Here is a 15,519-nt window from a genome sequence, read left to right on the forward strand (position 1 = left end):
TAATTCAAATTTGAAGTAAAAATACACAATTATTGGTTCAATATATTTATTGTTATTATCGTTTTACGATTAGTTTTGTGGTGTTAGTCTTTTGGAGTCTTTTCATTATTTATGGAGGATTCCAATGGCGCGCATCATCGGTACAAATCAAGACGACGTAATCTGGGACGAATGGACCAATGACACTGTCTATGGTCTGGAAGGTGATGACACCATCTATTTCGGCAGTGGAGACACCATTATCGGTGGTCTTGGGGCAGATACCTTTATTGCCCGGACGAGCCAGGATTATACGCTGTCCTATGAACTGTCAGACGACCCGGTTCATGTCGAGTTTTACAATCATTATAATGACGACCGCGAGACTCGCGATATCGAGCTTACCGGACATGGCGGTGATGCCGAGGGCGATACGTTAGAGTTTTACAACGACGATTATTACCATGAGCAGGAGTTCGACCTCACCGGTTCCGATCATGATGATTATCTTCAGGGGGAATTTTATTCCGTTGATGGCGGCGGCGGTGCCGATACGATCATATTTGATTATCGGGATGTCAGAAATTTCGGCCCTTATGAGGCAACAGTCACATACGTCAAATCACCAGAAGGTGTCATTTTTGATCAGGACAGCATGACCGGTGTTGGCGGTGATGCGGACGGCGACCAGATTTCAATTCTCGATGACACGGAAGAAACCCCCGATCTTAATGTGCGTGGCTCCAATCATGACGACACCTTGATTGCCGGTGAAGAGCGCGGCGGTATCCTGATGGGAGCTGGCGGGGATGATTTCCTTGTCGGGAGCGAGCGTTCCAATGAACTTTGGGGTGAGTGGGGCAATGATACACTGCTGGGCCATGGCGGTGATGACACACTGAATGGCGGGTCGGGTGCCGATTTCATCAATGGCGGAGACGGTCAGGATGAAGCCACATTCATCCATTCCAACGAGGGTGTTCATGTCGAGTTGACGGATGGTGCGGCGATTGTCAGTGGCGGCCATGCCGAGGGTGACGTCATTACCGGCGTCGAGGATATATTCGGGTCGCGCTATTCAGACGTCCTGATCGGCAATGACGGCGACAACGTGATCGACGGCTTTTACGGATATGATTCGATCTATGGCGGGGAGGGAAACGACACCCTTTCGGGCACATTTGTCTATGGCGAGGCTGGTGATGACATCTTGCATGGCCAGCAGCACGGCATGGGCGGCCGCGATACGCTTGATGGCGGGGATGGCGACGATACCCTGCATGGCAATGACGGGGGCGATCACCTTTATGGCGGGGAGGGCAATGATACGCTGACCGCCCTTAACGTTTATTACGATGATTTCATTGAACCTGATCCAACCTCTATGTGGGGTGGGAATGGTGATGACATGATGACCGGCCATGTCGCCGATGATGTTATGTTTGGCGGTAACGGTGATGACGTAATGAACGGCGGGTTCGGCGACGATTACATGTCGGGCGGTGCTGGCCGGGATGTGATCTATGGCAGCACGGGCGATGACCATGTTTTTGGCGGTGACGGGCATGACGTTCTTAATGGTGGGCATGGCCAAGACGATTGGGTCGAAGGGGGCGACGGCAATGATCTTCTGACCGGCGGGACGTTCGTTTGGCGTGTGTTTGAAGGCGGGGCTGAACGCGACCGCATCACCGATTTCAATCCCGATGCCGGGGAATACAGCAATCATTTGATGTTTGGGAAAACGTTCCAGGAAAAAAGCGGCATCGAGGACTTCGATGATTTCCTTGAACATGCCAGCGATAATGAAGACGGCGTCTATATCGATTTTGCCAATGGGCGGCATTATGCCTATGGGGTGCAAATCGATGACATGACAGTTGACGAATTGACGCCCGACAATGTCATTTTCGCCGATTATCTTGGATAGCTGTGCGTCAGGCGAGGGCATTGATCCAGATCGAAATTCCAATCCACCCTCTATTTGCGCACCTTTGACGGAGGGCATGATCGTGCCGCTTATCGGAACAGATGGTGACGACGTTCTGTATGAAACCACGGCAAACAGTACGCTGTATGGCATGGATGGCGATGACACGTTGATTGGCGATGATGGCATCAGTTCCCTGTTTGGTGGAAACGGGGACGATACACTGGTTGGCGGGGGTGGAAACGACCGGCTGACCGGGGGGGCCGGGGCGGATGTGTTGGACGGTGGCTCGGGCATCCGGGATGCGGTGTTTTATGAGGGTGAAAATGCCACGGATGCGGTCCACGTCAATCTTGCAACCGGCACAGGATTTGGCGGTGAAGCCGAGGGGGATGTGCTGCGTGACATTGAAGTCGTCTATGGCACGGAATTTGACGATACCCTGATTGGCAGTGATCAAAGCGATGTTCTTTGGGGGCGGGGCGGTAGTGACCTTCTTATCGGGGGTGACGGGGATGATTTTCTGTATGGCGATTATCTTGGCGATACGTCCGGTGACGACACCGTTTTGGGCGGCGATGGCAATGACACCCTGACCGGGCGGGACGGTAATGACATTCTGATTGGCGGCGATGGGAATGATCGCCTTAGCGGCGGGGCCGATGGCGACATCCTGTCGGGTGGGGCCGGGGTGGATACCCTTGATTACAATGATAACGGCACCGAAGGGGTGGCGATTAACCTTGCGACCGGGACCGCATCGGGTGGCACCGCCGATGGAGATGTGTTTGACGGGTTTGAAAATGTGCGTGGTTCGGGTGTCGCCGATGTGATTATCGGTGATGAGGGGCGCAACCATCTGGACGGATTTTACGGTGACGATCATCTGCGCGGCGGTGATTTCCACGATGTCCTGACGGGCGGTGGCGGCAATGACACCCTTGAAGGCGGGGATGGCAATGATCTTCTGACCGGTGATGGTCGGGATGCCTGTGGCGCGCCCGGATCAGATACATTTTTATGGACGGTTTTTGAAGGCGGTGCCGAGCGTGACCGCATTACCGATTTTGACACCGGTGAACAGGGCGACCGGTTTGTTTTTGGCAAAACGTTTCAGGAAAAAAGCGGGATTGAAAGTTTCGATGATTTTCTGGACCACGCCAGCGAAAATGACACAGGCGTGTATGTCGATTTCGCCGATGGCCGTCATTATGGATATGGCGTTCAGATTGACGGGGTCACGCTTGATGAACTGACATCGGAGCATGTCGTTTTTGATGATGACGACGATGGTGAACTGCCGATTGACGATCTGTAATCGGTGGAGTGTTAAGCCCGATCAACCCAGTGGAGGACGCCATGGCCAAGATCATCGGAACAGATGCAAATGACAGCCTGATCGGGACTGCCGATGTTGACCAGATATACGGGTTTGCGGGCGATGATCGCCTTGAGGCGGTTGGTATTGGCGATACCCTGATCGGTGGGCCGGGATCGGATACATTTGTTCTGACCGAAGACTGGCAGGATGTGACGCTTGATTACGCTGATTCTGATGTGGCGATCGAACGCGCATATCTGTATCGGGATGGCACAACCTATGTTCGTGACGGTGCGGGTGATGTTGACCGGAGCGATGTTCAGGCCGATTTTGCGAACATCAGCATCACCGGAACCAGATATGACGACGCGTTTAGTGGTCATTGGAAGCTGGTGGAAGGCCGGGCTGGTGCAGATCAGTTTGATCTGACGTCGGGGGCGGTGACATATGCGCATTCGCCCGAAGCTGTGCATCTTGATTTCGATGCCGGCCTATTTGACGGCGGGGATGCCAACGGCGACGTATTTTTAACTGTGCGTGGCCTTACCGTTCATGGCTCAAACCATGACGACCATCTGGTGGGGGCAAGTGGCCTTTATAATGACGTTTACCTGCATGGCGGGGACGGGGATGACCTGCTTGAGGCGCGCGGTGACGGTGGTGCGCTGCACGGGGATGCCGGGAATGACACGATGCTGGGTACCAGCGGGAATGACTATTTCAATGGCGGGCCGGGCCGGGACGTTATGATCGGCGGTGACGGGCAGGACCGGATCGACTATCGCGACGCGTCTTCGTCGGTTTACGTCAATCTTGCGACATCGCAAGTCAGTGGTGCTGAGGCGGACGGGGATGTATTTTCAAGCATTGAAGATGTCTATGGATCGTCTTTCGAAGACGTTTTGATTGGCAGCGACAAAGACAACGATATTGATGGCTATGCCGGGGATGATTTGATCATTGGTGGCGATGGCAATGATCAACTGGCCGGTGACGGCTATGACGGAGTTCGCGTTACCGTCGGTGACGATACCATCCTTGGCGGTGACGGAAAGGATTTGCTTAACGGCGGTGCCGGAAATGACATTTTGCTTGGCGGGGCGGGTGACGACCGGATCGAAGGCGGTGTCGGTGCGGATGTTCTTGATGGTGGGGATGGCGAAAACTGGCTGGTGTATCAAAAGACATTGAGTACGGGTTCAGAGGGCGTTTATGCCAATATCGAGACCGGCGTTGTGTCTGGCGGGGATGCGCAAGGGGATGTCATTTCCAGTTTCACCCACATCATCGGATCAGCAGAAGACGATTTCCTCATTGGAAATCAGGACCGCAACGAACTGTATGGCGGGTTTGGCGATGATGTTATTTCTGGCGGTGGCGGACATGACTTTCTGATCGGGGCTTATGGCGCGGATACCATCGAGGGTGGTGACGGGAATGATTATCTTCTGGGCGGAACCGAATGGCGCCAAGATGGCGGCGGGGCTAATACATTCGTCTGGAATGAATACGAAGACGGGCCTGAGCGCGACCGGATAGGTGATTTTCAGGCGGGGCGCTATGGTGACCGTATCGCACTTGGTTCCGAGTTTCAGGACAATAGCGGCATTCACGATATTAGTGACGTGCTGGCGCATGCCCAGCAAACCGACGAAGGTGTCTATATCGATTTTAGCAACGGTCGCGGGCACACCTATGGTGTGGTGCTTGATGGTGTTGAAAAATCCGATTTGGACAGCAGCAATTTCGACTTTGCTGATGACGATATTCTTGGCTGAGCCGGGGCATGCCCCTTAAAGCTCGTCAAACTTAAACACCAGCCGCATTGATCCGGCCGTATTGGCCAGTGTTGCCAGACAGTTGCTAGCCCGTTCTGGCGCGATGGTAACGGCAAAGCGTGTGGTGTAAATCCGGGCGTCCTTTTCATCGGTGCTTGAGGCGGCAAGGCGCACGATGTTGGCGTTGTATTCGATAAAGATTTCTGACAGACGCGCGATTAGGCCGGGCTGATCAATGCCGGAACATTCGATCATGTGGGTTGCGCCAGGCGCTGTGGTGAGTTCCGGGATGGCAACGATTTCTTCCACCTTGATATCCGCATTTTCCAGTGACAGCGCGTTCAGTGCGGTTGCGCATTCGCTCACCGGGCAGCCGTCAGGCAACTCACAGCTGGTTTCGAATTTTGCCGTGCCATCCTCAAGGGCAAAATATGTCGGTCCCAGATTGGCGCCGATGTCAAAAATACGGCCAGAGATGTCGGACACAAGACCGACCCGGTCATTGCAGGAAATGGTGATCCGCGCATTGGCATTCATTTGAGAATCTCCGTCATATTCAAGGTCGCGTGGGCATTGGCGAGGCTTGAGCATATCATCGCAGTCGCCCGACATGCAGTGATAATTATACCCGCGATCGCAAGGCCGCAGATACGTGCCGATGGCACAAACGGATTACTAGCAGATGATCACAATCATATGAATGAACTGATCGTCATGACGGCCCCGTAAGCATCCCGACAGCGTAATTTCGAACAGCAATGTTCAACATAACAAACTTACAGGAGTTTGAGAGATGCGTGCGTTCAAAAAAACCGTTCTTGCAGTTGTTGCCGGTGCGACTTTGACCTTTGGCGCAATGTCGGCCAAGGCCGCAGACATTGTCAACACGGCGGTATCTGCCGGATCGTTCACGACACTGGTTGCCGCAGTGAAGGCCGCAGGTTTGGTCGATACCTTAAAGGGTGAAGGCCCGTTCACGGTATTTGCACCGACCGATGAGGCCTTTGCCAAATTGCCCGCCGGTACGGTTGAGGATCTGCTCAAGCCGGAGAACAAAGACAAGCTTGTGGCCGTTCTGACCTATCACGTTGTGCCGGGCAAAGTGATGTCAGGTGATATCGCAGGCAAGGAAATGATGGTCAAAAGCGTTCAGGGCGACACGATTGATGTGAATGCCATGAACGGCGTGATGGTTGACGGCGCAACTGTTACCTCGGCCGATATTAAGGCCGATAACGGTGTGATCCACGTCATTGATACCGTGATCATGCCGGGCATGTAAGTCGCAGGCCATTTAAGCAGCGCAGCCCCGCACGTGTTCGTGCGGGGCTGCGTTTTTTTACGATGATGCACGTAATCGGTTTGATCGCCTTGGGCATGTCAGAAAAGGTTCAAAGCGTTGGAATGCTTCCGGATTGGGCCATTACGGATTGGGCTGCTTTAAAGCAAAAGGGCTTAGCTGACCGGGGTGGTTTCAAGCATATTCTGACGGACGCTGATGGCCTGATGATCAAGGTGCCGGCGTAAATCCATTGCAAGGTCGAGGCAGTCACCAAGGCGTTCAAGATAGCGTTCTTCCTCTGGATCATCCGGGTCGATTGCCAGACAGGACGCAAGATAGATTTCTGCGGCCTGTTCCTGAGTGCGTGCCAGCTTGGCGGTCTGCATCGGGTCGGAATCAGCGGAAAAGGCGTCAAACAGGAATGCCTTTTCGTTTGGGCCGAGGTTAAGGGCCTCAATCTGTTTGGCGATGCGTTTATGTTCCGTCTGATCAATATGTCCGTCGGATTTGGCTGCTGCGATCATTGCGCGGATCAAGGTCAGGCGAAAATCGGCGTTGTCGCGGCTGCGTTCGAGTTCCGGGGAAAAGCCGCTGTCGGCAGGGACGTGGTCAAGGTCGCTGTCCTGACTGTGATCCTTGGGGGACGCGTTGTTTTTGTAATCGCGCCATGCCTTGTAAGCCAGACCGGCAACAAGGGCTGTGCCGCCATAGGCCAGCACTTTCCCACCCATTTTGCGGCCTTTCTTGGAGCCCAGGACGGCCGACATCAAGCCGCCGCTGATCGCACCCCCCACCAATCCGCCACCAACGCCACTGCCCAGGCTATTCCCAACCATGTTGGCCAAGCCGCCAGATTTACCGCCAGTATTGCCGCTGGTGTTGCCACCTTTGTTGGCGAGGCTGTCTGCGATACCGCCCAGTTTTCCGGACATTGTCGAACGCCCGCCACCCGAGTTTCCCAAAACATCGCTTAGAAGTTTTCCGATATCCATGAACATCTCCTGCATTTTTTTACTTTGCCCAATGCTCGATATGTTTAGGGGGCGGCAAACGGCAAGACCGATATGGGCAAAGTCGTGCTTTGAGGCCCTTTTTGTGGGCAACGCAGTGATATGGGTCACATTTTCGCGGGGAAAGTCAGGGGGGATTGGGGAAGGTTTGCGCAAGACTGTTCCGGGCAAATGACAAAGGCCCGACGCGGGAACGTCGAGCCTTTCAATGGTGCGCCCGGAAGGATTCGAACCTCCGGCCCTCTGATTCGTAGTCAGATACTCTATCCAGCTGAGCTACGGGCGCATTTTATGTTCTACGCTAAATGGCGAAGGCTCGACGCGTGAACGTCGAGCCTTCCGATGGTGCGCCCGGAAGGATTCGAACCTCCGGCCCTCTGATTCGTAGTCAGATACTCTATCCAGCTGAGCTACGGGCGCTTTGTCTAGCGTTTCCGCCGGTTTGCTCTGTACGAACTCCCCGTCGGCGGAGCGGAACTTATGCAAACGAGCGGGTCATTGCAAGCAGTAAATTTCAAAAAACCGTATTTTTCCCGTGAGGGCCATTTTCCGCCTTGCTAGGGCGTTGTTTTGCCCGGCTTTGTCCCGTTTGTCGGCATTATGGAGAGGACTCGGCAAAAAAGGGGCAAATGCGTCTTGTTCCACAAGTGGTCGTAGACTAAGATGCATTCAATCCCGGGGGAACAGGGGCTTGTTTCTTCTCATAAAAAGCGGGCCCAGGGAGATTCGCATATTTCTACTTAGGTAATAGATCGAAATGGCCGTTCGTAAAACCTACCTTGCCTTGATTGGCGCCGCCCTGATGCTGGGGGGATGTTCTTTTTCTTCTGAGGCCCTTTGGCCGACACTTGCCGGATCAGACTCCGATACGGAAAATTCCGCTGTCGCTGCTTCTGAACCGATGGGGAGTGATGCCGCAACCAGTTACGATGCGGCGCAAAGCACGCAGCCGTTAACCGGTGTGTCACAGACCGGAACCTTTGTTGGTTCGCGGGTTGAAAACATGCAGCAGGAGCTGAACCGTCTTAAGTCGGCTCTGAACCAACACAATAATGAATTACAGCAGTTGCGTGGACAGACCGTATCGCATTCGCAGGCCTATCATGGCACTGTGGCGGCGATCAGTGCGCGCCTGCAAGTTGGCACCACGCCGGGTAACCCGGTTCTGGTCCAGCAGTGGAACACCGCACAGTCTGAACTTGACCGTGTGAACGACGATATCGCCGCGTTGAACTCATTGGCCAACAAGGTTGCAGCAGATTCGACCCTGTCAACCTTCTTGCTTGAGTCCGTTCGCTCGGCCTATCAGGTTTCCGGTGCTGTTGACGAAGACCATCGTCAGTTGGCACTGCTTGAAGACGAAACCAACCGCACCACGGTGCTGATTGACCGTCTTCTGAACGAAATCAGCGAAAGCCTTTCGCGCCAGACATCTTATGTCAGTACGGAGCGGGCGAACCTTAACGCGCTTGCACTGGCTGTTAAGAATGGCGAGATTTTCGGGGACTCACTTTCCAAGCGTGTCTTCCAGTCGCAGGCCGCACCAGCGCCCAGCAGCCAGCGCATGGCATCAACCAGTGACCGCCCGCTTGTGGTGATCCGGTTTGATAGTGCCAGCGTGAAATACGAGCAGGCCCTTTATAACGCGGTTAACCGCGTTCTGGAGCGTCGCCCGCAGGCAAGCTTTGATGTTGTTGCGGTGACACCGAACCGGGGCACCCCGGCACAGGTTGCGCTGAATTCCAATAAATCCAAGCGCAACGCGCAGGCAGTTCTTCGGTCGTTGGCCGATATGGGCATGCCAGGGTCGCGCGTGCGTGCTTCTGATGCGACCAGCGCATCTGTTTCTGCCAATGAGGTCCACGTCTTCGTGCGCTAAGTCGGCAGACAGAACGGATTTTAAGAACGGCTATGGCGGGTGCCTCGATATTTCGAGGCGCCCGCTTGTTTTTTGGGGCTTGTGCAAACACATTATAGTCTGATCATGCCAACTGTTGGTGTGGCCAAATGATGTGTGACGGACAACAAGCAAGGTGCTATGGGCGACCTCGTTAATCTGCGGCAGGAACGCAAACGCAAGCAACGCGATCAGAAGGCCAAAAAGGCCGATGCCAATCGTGCCTTGCATGGGCGGTCACGCGAAGAACGCCGATTGACGGATGCCGAACATCAAAAGGCAGACAAGCATCTTGATGGGCATCGTTTGATGGTGGATGCGTCTGTGCCGGTTTCCGATGTTGGCGCACATGCCGATCAGATCAATTCCGGACTGAATTGCGGACCGGTGGTTTCGGATGGTCCTGAAACCAAGGACGGCGATGCCGCCCCTGTCAAAGATGACCAAACCAACGTCATTTCAATATTCTCACCCAATATCCCCGACCGCCAATAGGGGCGCCGAATATGATGCCGTTTCTCAAAACGCTATGACGGACGTGTTCTGTCGTCGGGTTTTGAGGAGGCTGTCGCTGCGCATAAGGGGAAGGGTATCTTTGCCCGGATCTGGTGCACTGTGACAGGTATTTGATGCCAGCAGCGAGATCACGCGGACAGGAAGCAGGCCGATCAAAAGCAGATGCTTGGCGGCCATACCGGCGGGTGTTGCCGGGAATTCAAATCACACTACCGATGATGCGATGCGGGATTAATGTAGCTTAACGCAGCACACATATTCCCACGCAATTCGGTAGTGGTCACATATCTTCTTTTTACATTCCAAGATCAAAACGCGGCGCTAGTTCAGAAGCGTTTCTGCTTCGCGTTTGCTTTGATCAAGGGCCTCATCCCAGCCCATAAGCCAGTCTTCATGGTCGCGAGAGTCTGATGGATAGGGGTTTTCAGTCAGTCGATGCGCATCGAGCCCTGCGGAAAATCCAGAGCCAAGGGCCGAATTTGGCAGATAGCGCTGGCGGACCACCGGTGCGTTGGTTTCATACATCTGGTTGCGGAAAGCGGGAAGAGAGCACAAAACGCCGTCATCAATACCAAGCGGGTAAGCCATCATCATGGCCGTGCCAAGTGAGGTGATGGAAAGTTCCGCCCCGGCTGTCTGGCAAATCAGACCCGCCATTTCAAGATGGGTAACCGCATTTTCGATGCGACGCTGCAGGTCAGCGTTGTCTTCAATGGCAACCTGATTGCCATCATCGTCAGTACAGAAAAGGGACAAAACACGCCCCAAAAGCATACTGCGATCAAGGTTTTCCCCGGCACTGCGCAGAACCGTCAGCATCAAGGCAGGGTCGCCAGGCGCAAAATTCATAGAACTTGTCATTCATGGGCCTCCGTTCAGATCGAAACGAATTCCCTCCCAAGCGTGCAGCTATTCTGTGGTGGGCAAAGCCCTGCTGCTTTTTATTATTATAGTTTGCAGATATGTTTCTAACTTGTGAAGACAAGATTGCGCTTTGGTTGAAATTTTTATCTTGCTGTGTGGTTTTGGCCCATCAAACGGCTAATAAACTGAAAAAGCGTGTGGTTTTGCGTTGCCCGCGTGCCGAAAGGTTTTTGATATTTTTGATCAATTTATCGGCATCAACCTGACGACGCCGGTTTGATCAGAATGTGACACATCCTATCAAGCGTTGCTTTGCCGGTTGAAGTTTACGGCGCGTATCGTTGCGGCTTTGTCGGGAAGGTGCGAGCCGATGCGCTATTTTTTGTGCTTTTTTGCGGGTTTTTTATCGTCCGGATTACGCCAGACGCGGACCCGGTTGCGGCCGCCTTGCTTGGCGGCATAAAGCGCCTGATCGGCCTTTTCGATGATTTGTTCGACGCTGCGCCCCTTGGTCATCGGGGCTGCGCCAATCGATGCGGTTACCGGCAAGGTGGTTGTCTCGGTGATGGGGACGGGGGATGCCTCGACCACGCGGCGCAACCGTTCAAGTACGCGCGCACATTGTGTCATGTCGGCGTTGGGCAGGCAGATCAGGAATTCTTCACCGCCATAACGGTAAACCTTATCAAACGGGCGTACATGCGATTGCAGGATGCCGGCAATCGATTGCAGGACCATGTCACCGGTCTGATGGCCGTGGGTGTCATTAACGGCCTTGAAGTGATCAAGGTCCACCAGAGCAACGGCGGTTGGGACTTCGGTCCGGATTGCGCGTTCGCGTTCGGCGTTCAGGTCGCCCAGCATGGTTTGCCGGTTATAGGTGCCCGTGAGAGGATCGACATCGGATCGGGCGGTTCTAAAGGCGCGTTCAAGGCGGCGCAGTTGGGAAAAAAAGGATTCGGCCCGTAAGGCCATCATATCGAATTCAGCGGGGTCAACTTCGCCGTCAAGCTCACGGCCTTCGATAAGTCGTCTGGCCGACTCGTGAAGTTGCTGATGCGTTGTTGCCAGTGCATGCATTGCAGGCTGGTCAATCAACCGGTTATGGCGGTTGATCGCGTACCAGGCCCCGAAATCACAATCATGGTGATGGGTAGCGTCATGGTCATGGTCATGGTCGTTGCCATCGACGTCCGATGGCAACGGAGAATCGGGCAGCACCAGTATCCTGTTCCAGCGCAGCAGCAAGGCAACATGTTCGCCAAGGGCCTTGTCGAGTTCGGCCAGAATGTCGCGTTCGGCATCCGCCATTCCGCCGTCAGCAACACTTCCAGGCATTTTATGGCCTTTGGCGGGGCTTTTGGCAGCGGCTTTTACTGGGGCCGATTGCGACCTGTCACTCATGCAGATGTTCCGGGAAAGATTTCCGTAAAGGTTTGTTTTAACAGGCGGTCGAGTTCTTCCATAGAAATATCGACGCCAAGGTCGGCCAAACTTGTGACGCCGTGGTCGGCAATGCCGCAGGGAACAATGCCGCCAAAATGCGACAGGTCGGGTGATACGTTGATCGCGATGCCATGAAAGGTCACCCAACGACGCACCCGCACCCCGATGGCGGAAATCTTGTCTTCGCGGCCGTCATCGCGCACCACCCAGATGCCAACACGTCCATCGCGGCGTTCGCCGGTGACACCGAGCAGGGAGAGGGTGCGAATCACCCATTCTTCGAGGTTATGAACATAGGCGCGCACGTCACGACCGCGTGTTTTAAGGTCCAGCATCAGGTACGCGATGCGTTGGCCCGGTCCATGATAGGTATATTGTCCGCCGCGTCCGGCGTTATAAACAGGAAAGCGATCCGGATCGACAAGGTCCTCGATATGCGCGCTGGTTCCCGATGTATAAAGCGGGGGGTGTTCCAAAAACCATATGAGTTCCCTTGCTTTTCCCGCATGGATGGCGTCAGCGCGGGCTTCCATTTCTGCCAGTGCTTCGGGGTATGAAACCAACCCGGAGGCGGTGCGCCAGTCGGGGATTTGCGCGGTTGGGGCGATGCTTTGCATTTTTCCTGTCAAATAAGTGAAATGAGCCCTTGATCAGGGGTAATCAATTTGCTATCTCCCTTTTCGCAGCAAGGCAAGCCTACAAACTTACCTCAGTAGCCTTGTTGTTACGACATATGCGGTCGTGGCGGAATTGGTAGACGCGCAGCGTTGAGGTCGCTGTGGGCTAACCCCCGTGGAAGTTCGAGTCTTCTCGACCGCACCAAAAACGCCTCCTCTTTTTAAGAGGGGGCTTTTTTGATTCTGGCCCTTGGCTCAGGCCATAGGATATCATGAAAAAGACCCCGCCAGAAATGGCGGGTTTTTTCGTTTTTGGTTCCTGCTGATATATGTCCTACAATGCGTTTGGAACAGCAAGGATCAGACAGGATGTTTGGCCACGGGCCGTGCCGGTGCAAGTGATTGATTTATTGTGCAGTGCCGCGTTGAAAATTACGCAATGCAGCCCTTTGGCGGAACGACACACTGAATGCTTCAAACGTATGGGAAACTGCTTTAGTCTGTATATCCCACTAAAATGAATTATCAGGATTTAACCACTTGATGGTTAATTAATGTAAATACCTGAGATTAAAAGGTATTATAATGGCAAATCGAAATGACAAGCTGCGCGAAGCAGCTTTGGACTATCACCGGTATCCCACCCCGGGGAAATTGTCCGTAACAGCAACCACGACCCTTGCGAACCAGCGCGATCTTGCGCTGGCCTATTCGCCGGGGGTGGCATTCGCCTGTGAGGAAATCGTCAAAGACCCGGAAACCGCAGCGGAATATACCGCGCGTGCCAATCTGGTCGGCGTGATTTCCAACGGGACGGCGGTGCTTGGTCTTGGGCCGATTGGTCCGCTGGCGTCCAAACCGGTTATGGAAGGCAAGGCGGTTCTGTTTAAGAAGTTCGCCAATATTGATGTCTTTGACCTTGAAGTTGACGAGACCGACCCGCAGAAATTTATCGATATTGTGGCCGCACTGGAGCCGACTTTCGGGGGGGTTAACCTCGAAGACATTAAGGCGCCGGAATGCTTCATCATCGAGAAAGCCCTGCGCGAACGCTGCAACATCCCGATTTTCCATGATGATCAGCATGGCACGGCAATTTGCGTTGCCGCAGCCGTCCTTAATGGTTTGCGTGTCACGGGCAAGGATATCAACAAGGTCCGCCTTGTGACGTCGGGGGCCGGTGCGGCCGCCTTGGCGTGTTTGAACTTGCTGGTGTCCATGGGGCTTCCCAAACACAACATCACGGTCACGGACCGTTTTGGTGTGGTGTACAAGGGCCGTAAAGATGAAATGGACCCGTGGAAAGACGAATATGCCATTGAAACCAATGCCCGTACGCTAAGCGATGTGATCGAAGGGGCTGATATTTTCCTTGGTCTTTCGGCACCAAACGTCATGGGTGAGGAAGAGCTTCGCAAGATGGGCGAAGGCCCGATTATCATGGCGTTGGCAAACCCGACCCCGGAAGTGTCCCCTGAACTGGTCAAGGAAATCCGCCCCGATGCGGTGATGGCCACCGGACGTACCGATTATCCCAATCAGGTGAATAACGTTCTGTGTTTCCCGTTCCTGTTCCGTGGGGCACTTGATGTTGGTGCGACCGAGATCAACGAGGAAATGAAGATTGCCGCGGTGCACGCCATTGCCGATCTGGCAAAGGCCGAGGTATCGGACATTGTCGCAACCGCCTATGGCGGCATGGAACTTAAATTCGGGCCGGAATATTTGATCCCCAAACCGTTTGATCCGCGTTTGATGATCGAAATTCCGCCGCGCGTGGCCAAGGCAGCGATGGACAGTGGTGTTGCCAAACGCCCGATCAAAGATTTTGATGCCTATCGCCAGCAGCTTGAAGGCTTTGTCTTCCGGTCCGGTCTGGTGATGAAGCCGGTCTTTGATATGGCGCGTGCGCATAAAAAACGCGTTGTCTATCCCGAGGGCGAATCGCGCCGTGTGCTTCAGGCCTGTCAGGTCCTTGTCGATGACGGCATTTGCCACCCAGTGCTTATTGGGCGTCGCAGTGTCATTCTTGAACGGATTACCGAGCTTGGCCTGCGCATCGTGCCAGATGAGCAGATCGAAATTCACGATCCGGACGACAATGCGCATTTCGAACAGGATTGGCAGGACTTCCACAACATCATGGGCCGTCGCGGGATCAACCCGGAATATGCCCGTGCGATTGTCCGGACACGTCCAACCGTGATTGCATCCCTGATGCTGCGCCGTGGCGAAGTTGACGCGATGCTGTGTGGCTGTCAGGGCGGTTTCCTGCGTCATCTGCGCTATGTCCGCAACCTTGTGGGTTTGCGCAAAGGTGTGACCGATTTTTCCACGGTCAACATGATGATCATGAAACAGGGGACGTTCTTCCTGACCGATACGTATGTGTCGGTTGATCCGACCCCTGAGCATGTTGCGGAAACCGCGATTATGGCCGCCGACGTGGTCAAACGGTTCGGGATTACGCCAAAGGCGGCGTTGATTTCGCATTCCAACTTTGGCAGTCACGAAAACAAATCGGCGTGCAAGATGCGTGATGCGCTTCAACTGATTCGAACGCAGGCACCTGATCTTGAGATCGAAGGTGAAATGCATGCGGACGCGGCGATTTCGCAGCCGATCCGTGATCGCATTTTCCCCCATTCGATGCTTAAGGGATCGGCCAACCTTCTGGTGATGCCGACGCTTGATGCGGCCAACATTTCCTACAACATGGTCAAAATGTTGGGTGATGGTTTGCCGGTGGGGCCGATCTTGGTCGGTGCGGCGAAATCCGCCCACGTGGTGAGCCCGTCGATTACGGTGCGTGGCATTGTCAACATGACAGCCATTGCCGTGGTTGATGCGGTTACCCGCAGTCAGGAAGGCGCATAAAA

The 15,519-nt window shown here is 54.2% G+C and carries 12 protein-coding genes and 3 tRNA genes; 8 read left to right on the forward strand and 7 right to left on the reverse strand.

The window, feature by feature from the left end:
• Nucleotides 1-124: 124 nt before the first annotated feature.
• From AC0VXT_RS03300 to AC0VXT_RS03310, 3 genes are all read left to right on the forward strand, one after another.
• Nucleotides 125-1,909: a calcium-binding protein gene (locus AC0VXT_RS03300; RefSeq protein WP_475547488.1), complete on the forward strand. Its 1,785-nt coding sequence runs from the start codon at nt 125-127 to the stop codon at nt 1,907-1,909.
• An 82-nt stretch (nt 1,910-1,991) separates the two neighbouring features.
• Nucleotides 1,992-3,227 carry a calcium-binding protein gene (locus tag AC0VXT_RS03305; RefSeq protein WP_475547489.1) on the forward strand — a complete coding sequence of 412 codons (1,236 nt, stop codon included), beginning with the start codon at nt 1,992-1,994 and terminating at the stop codon, nt 3,225-3,227.
• A 41-nt stretch (nt 3,228-3,268) separates the two neighbouring features.
• Nucleotides 3,269-5,008 carry a calcium-binding protein gene (locus AC0VXT_RS03310; RefSeq protein WP_475547490.1) on the forward strand — a complete coding sequence of 580 codons (1,740 nt, stop codon included), beginning with the start codon at nt 3,269-3,271 and terminating at the stop codon, nt 5,006-5,008.
• Nucleotides 5,009-5,023: 15 nt separating this feature from the next.
• Here AC0VXT_RS03310 and AC0VXT_RS03315 read toward each other — a convergent pair whose 3' ends face one another.
• The gene (locus AC0VXT_RS03315) at nt 5,024-5,545 is read right to left on the reverse strand and encodes an ACT domain-containing protein (protein WP_475547491.1); all 522 of its coding nucleotides are present in this window, start codon (nt 5,543-5,545) and stop codon (nt 5,024-5,026) included.
• Between the two features lie 256 nt (nt 5,546-5,801).
• Here AC0VXT_RS03315 and AC0VXT_RS03320 point away from each other — a divergent pair, with 256 nt between their 5' ends.
• Nucleotides 5,802-6,290 carry a fasciclin domain-containing protein gene (locus AC0VXT_RS03320; RefSeq protein WP_475547492.1) on the forward strand — a complete coding sequence of 163 codons (489 nt, stop codon included), beginning with the start codon at nt 5,802-5,804 and terminating at the stop codon, nt 6,288-6,290.
• A gap of 173 nt (nt 6,291-6,463) precedes the next feature.
• On the opposite strand, the gene AC0VXT_RS03325 is transcribed toward AC0VXT_RS03320, so the two are convergent.
• The 3 genes from AC0VXT_RS03325 to AC0VXT_RS03335 form a co-directional block, all read right to left on the reverse strand.
• Nucleotides 6,464-7,282, reverse strand: a complete 819-nt coding sequence (locus AC0VXT_RS03325; protein WP_475547493.1) for a tellurite resistance TerB family protein — start codon at nt 7,280-7,282, stop codon at nt 6,464-6,466.
• Between the two features lie 227 nt (nt 7,283-7,509).
• Nucleotides 7,510-7,586: transfer RNA gene (locus AC0VXT_RS03330), tRNA-Arg, on the reverse strand.
• A 57-nt stretch (nt 7,587-7,643) separates the two neighbouring features.
• Nucleotides 7,644-7,720, reverse strand: a tRNA-Arg gene (locus AC0VXT_RS03335).
• Nucleotides 7,721-8,057: 337 nt separating this feature from the next.
• On the opposite strand from AC0VXT_RS03335, the gene AC0VXT_RS03340 reads away from it, so the two are divergent.
• Together AC0VXT_RS03340 and AC0VXT_RS03345 are read left to right on the forward strand one after the other, a co-directional pair.
• Complete coding sequence (locus tag AC0VXT_RS03340) at nt 8,058-9,179, forward strand: hypothetical protein (protein WP_022734363.1); 1,122 nt, start codon at nt 8,058-8,060, stop codon at nt 9,177-9,179.
• A gap of 159 nt (nt 9,180-9,338) precedes the next feature.
• A complete protein-coding gene (locus AC0VXT_RS03345; RefSeq protein ID WP_475547494.1) occupies nt 9,339-9,692 on the forward strand; it encodes a DUF4169 family protein in 354 nt (117 codons plus the stop codon).
• 342 nt (nt 9,693-10,034) lie between these two features.
• On the opposite strand, the gene AC0VXT_RS03350 is transcribed toward AC0VXT_RS03345, so the two are convergent.
• The 3 genes from AC0VXT_RS03350 to lipB form a co-directional block, all read right to left on the reverse strand.
• Nucleotides 10,035-10,574: a hypothetical protein gene (locus AC0VXT_RS03350; RefSeq protein ID WP_028791874.1), complete on the reverse strand. Its 540-nt coding sequence runs from the start codon at nt 10,572-10,574 to the stop codon at nt 10,035-10,037.
• A gap of 378 nt (nt 10,575-10,952) precedes the next feature.
• Nucleotides 10,953-11,981 (reverse strand): diguanylate cyclase, encoded by a 1,029-nt coding sequence (locus tag AC0VXT_RS03355; protein ID WP_475547495.1) that lies wholly within the window; start codon nt 11,979-11,981, stop codon nt 10,953-10,955.
• The gene (lipB, locus tag AC0VXT_RS03360; RefSeq protein ID WP_022734358.1) at nt 11,978-12,640 is read right to left on the reverse strand and encodes a lipoyl(octanoyl) transferase LipB; all 663 of its coding nucleotides are present in this window, start codon (nt 12,638-12,640) and stop codon (nt 11,978-11,980) included. Before lipB ends, AC0VXT_RS03355 begins: the two co-directional genes overlap by 4 nt.
• Nucleotides 12,641-12,758: 118 nt before the next feature.
• Here lipB and AC0VXT_RS03365 point away from each other — a divergent pair.
• Together AC0VXT_RS03365 and AC0VXT_RS03370 are read left to right on the forward strand one after the other, a co-directional pair.
• Nucleotides 12,759-12,845, forward strand: a tRNA-Leu gene (locus AC0VXT_RS03365).
• Between the two features lie 380 nt (nt 12,846-13,225).
• A complete protein-coding gene (locus AC0VXT_RS03370) occupies nt 13,226-15,517 on the forward strand; it encodes an NADP-dependent malic enzyme (RefSeq protein ID WP_028791873.1) in 2,292 nt (763 codons plus the stop codon).
• Nucleotides 15,518-15,519 lie beyond the last annotated feature (2 nt).

The sequence above is a fragment of the Thalassospira sp. Z349TD_5 genome (assembly GCF_056173045.1).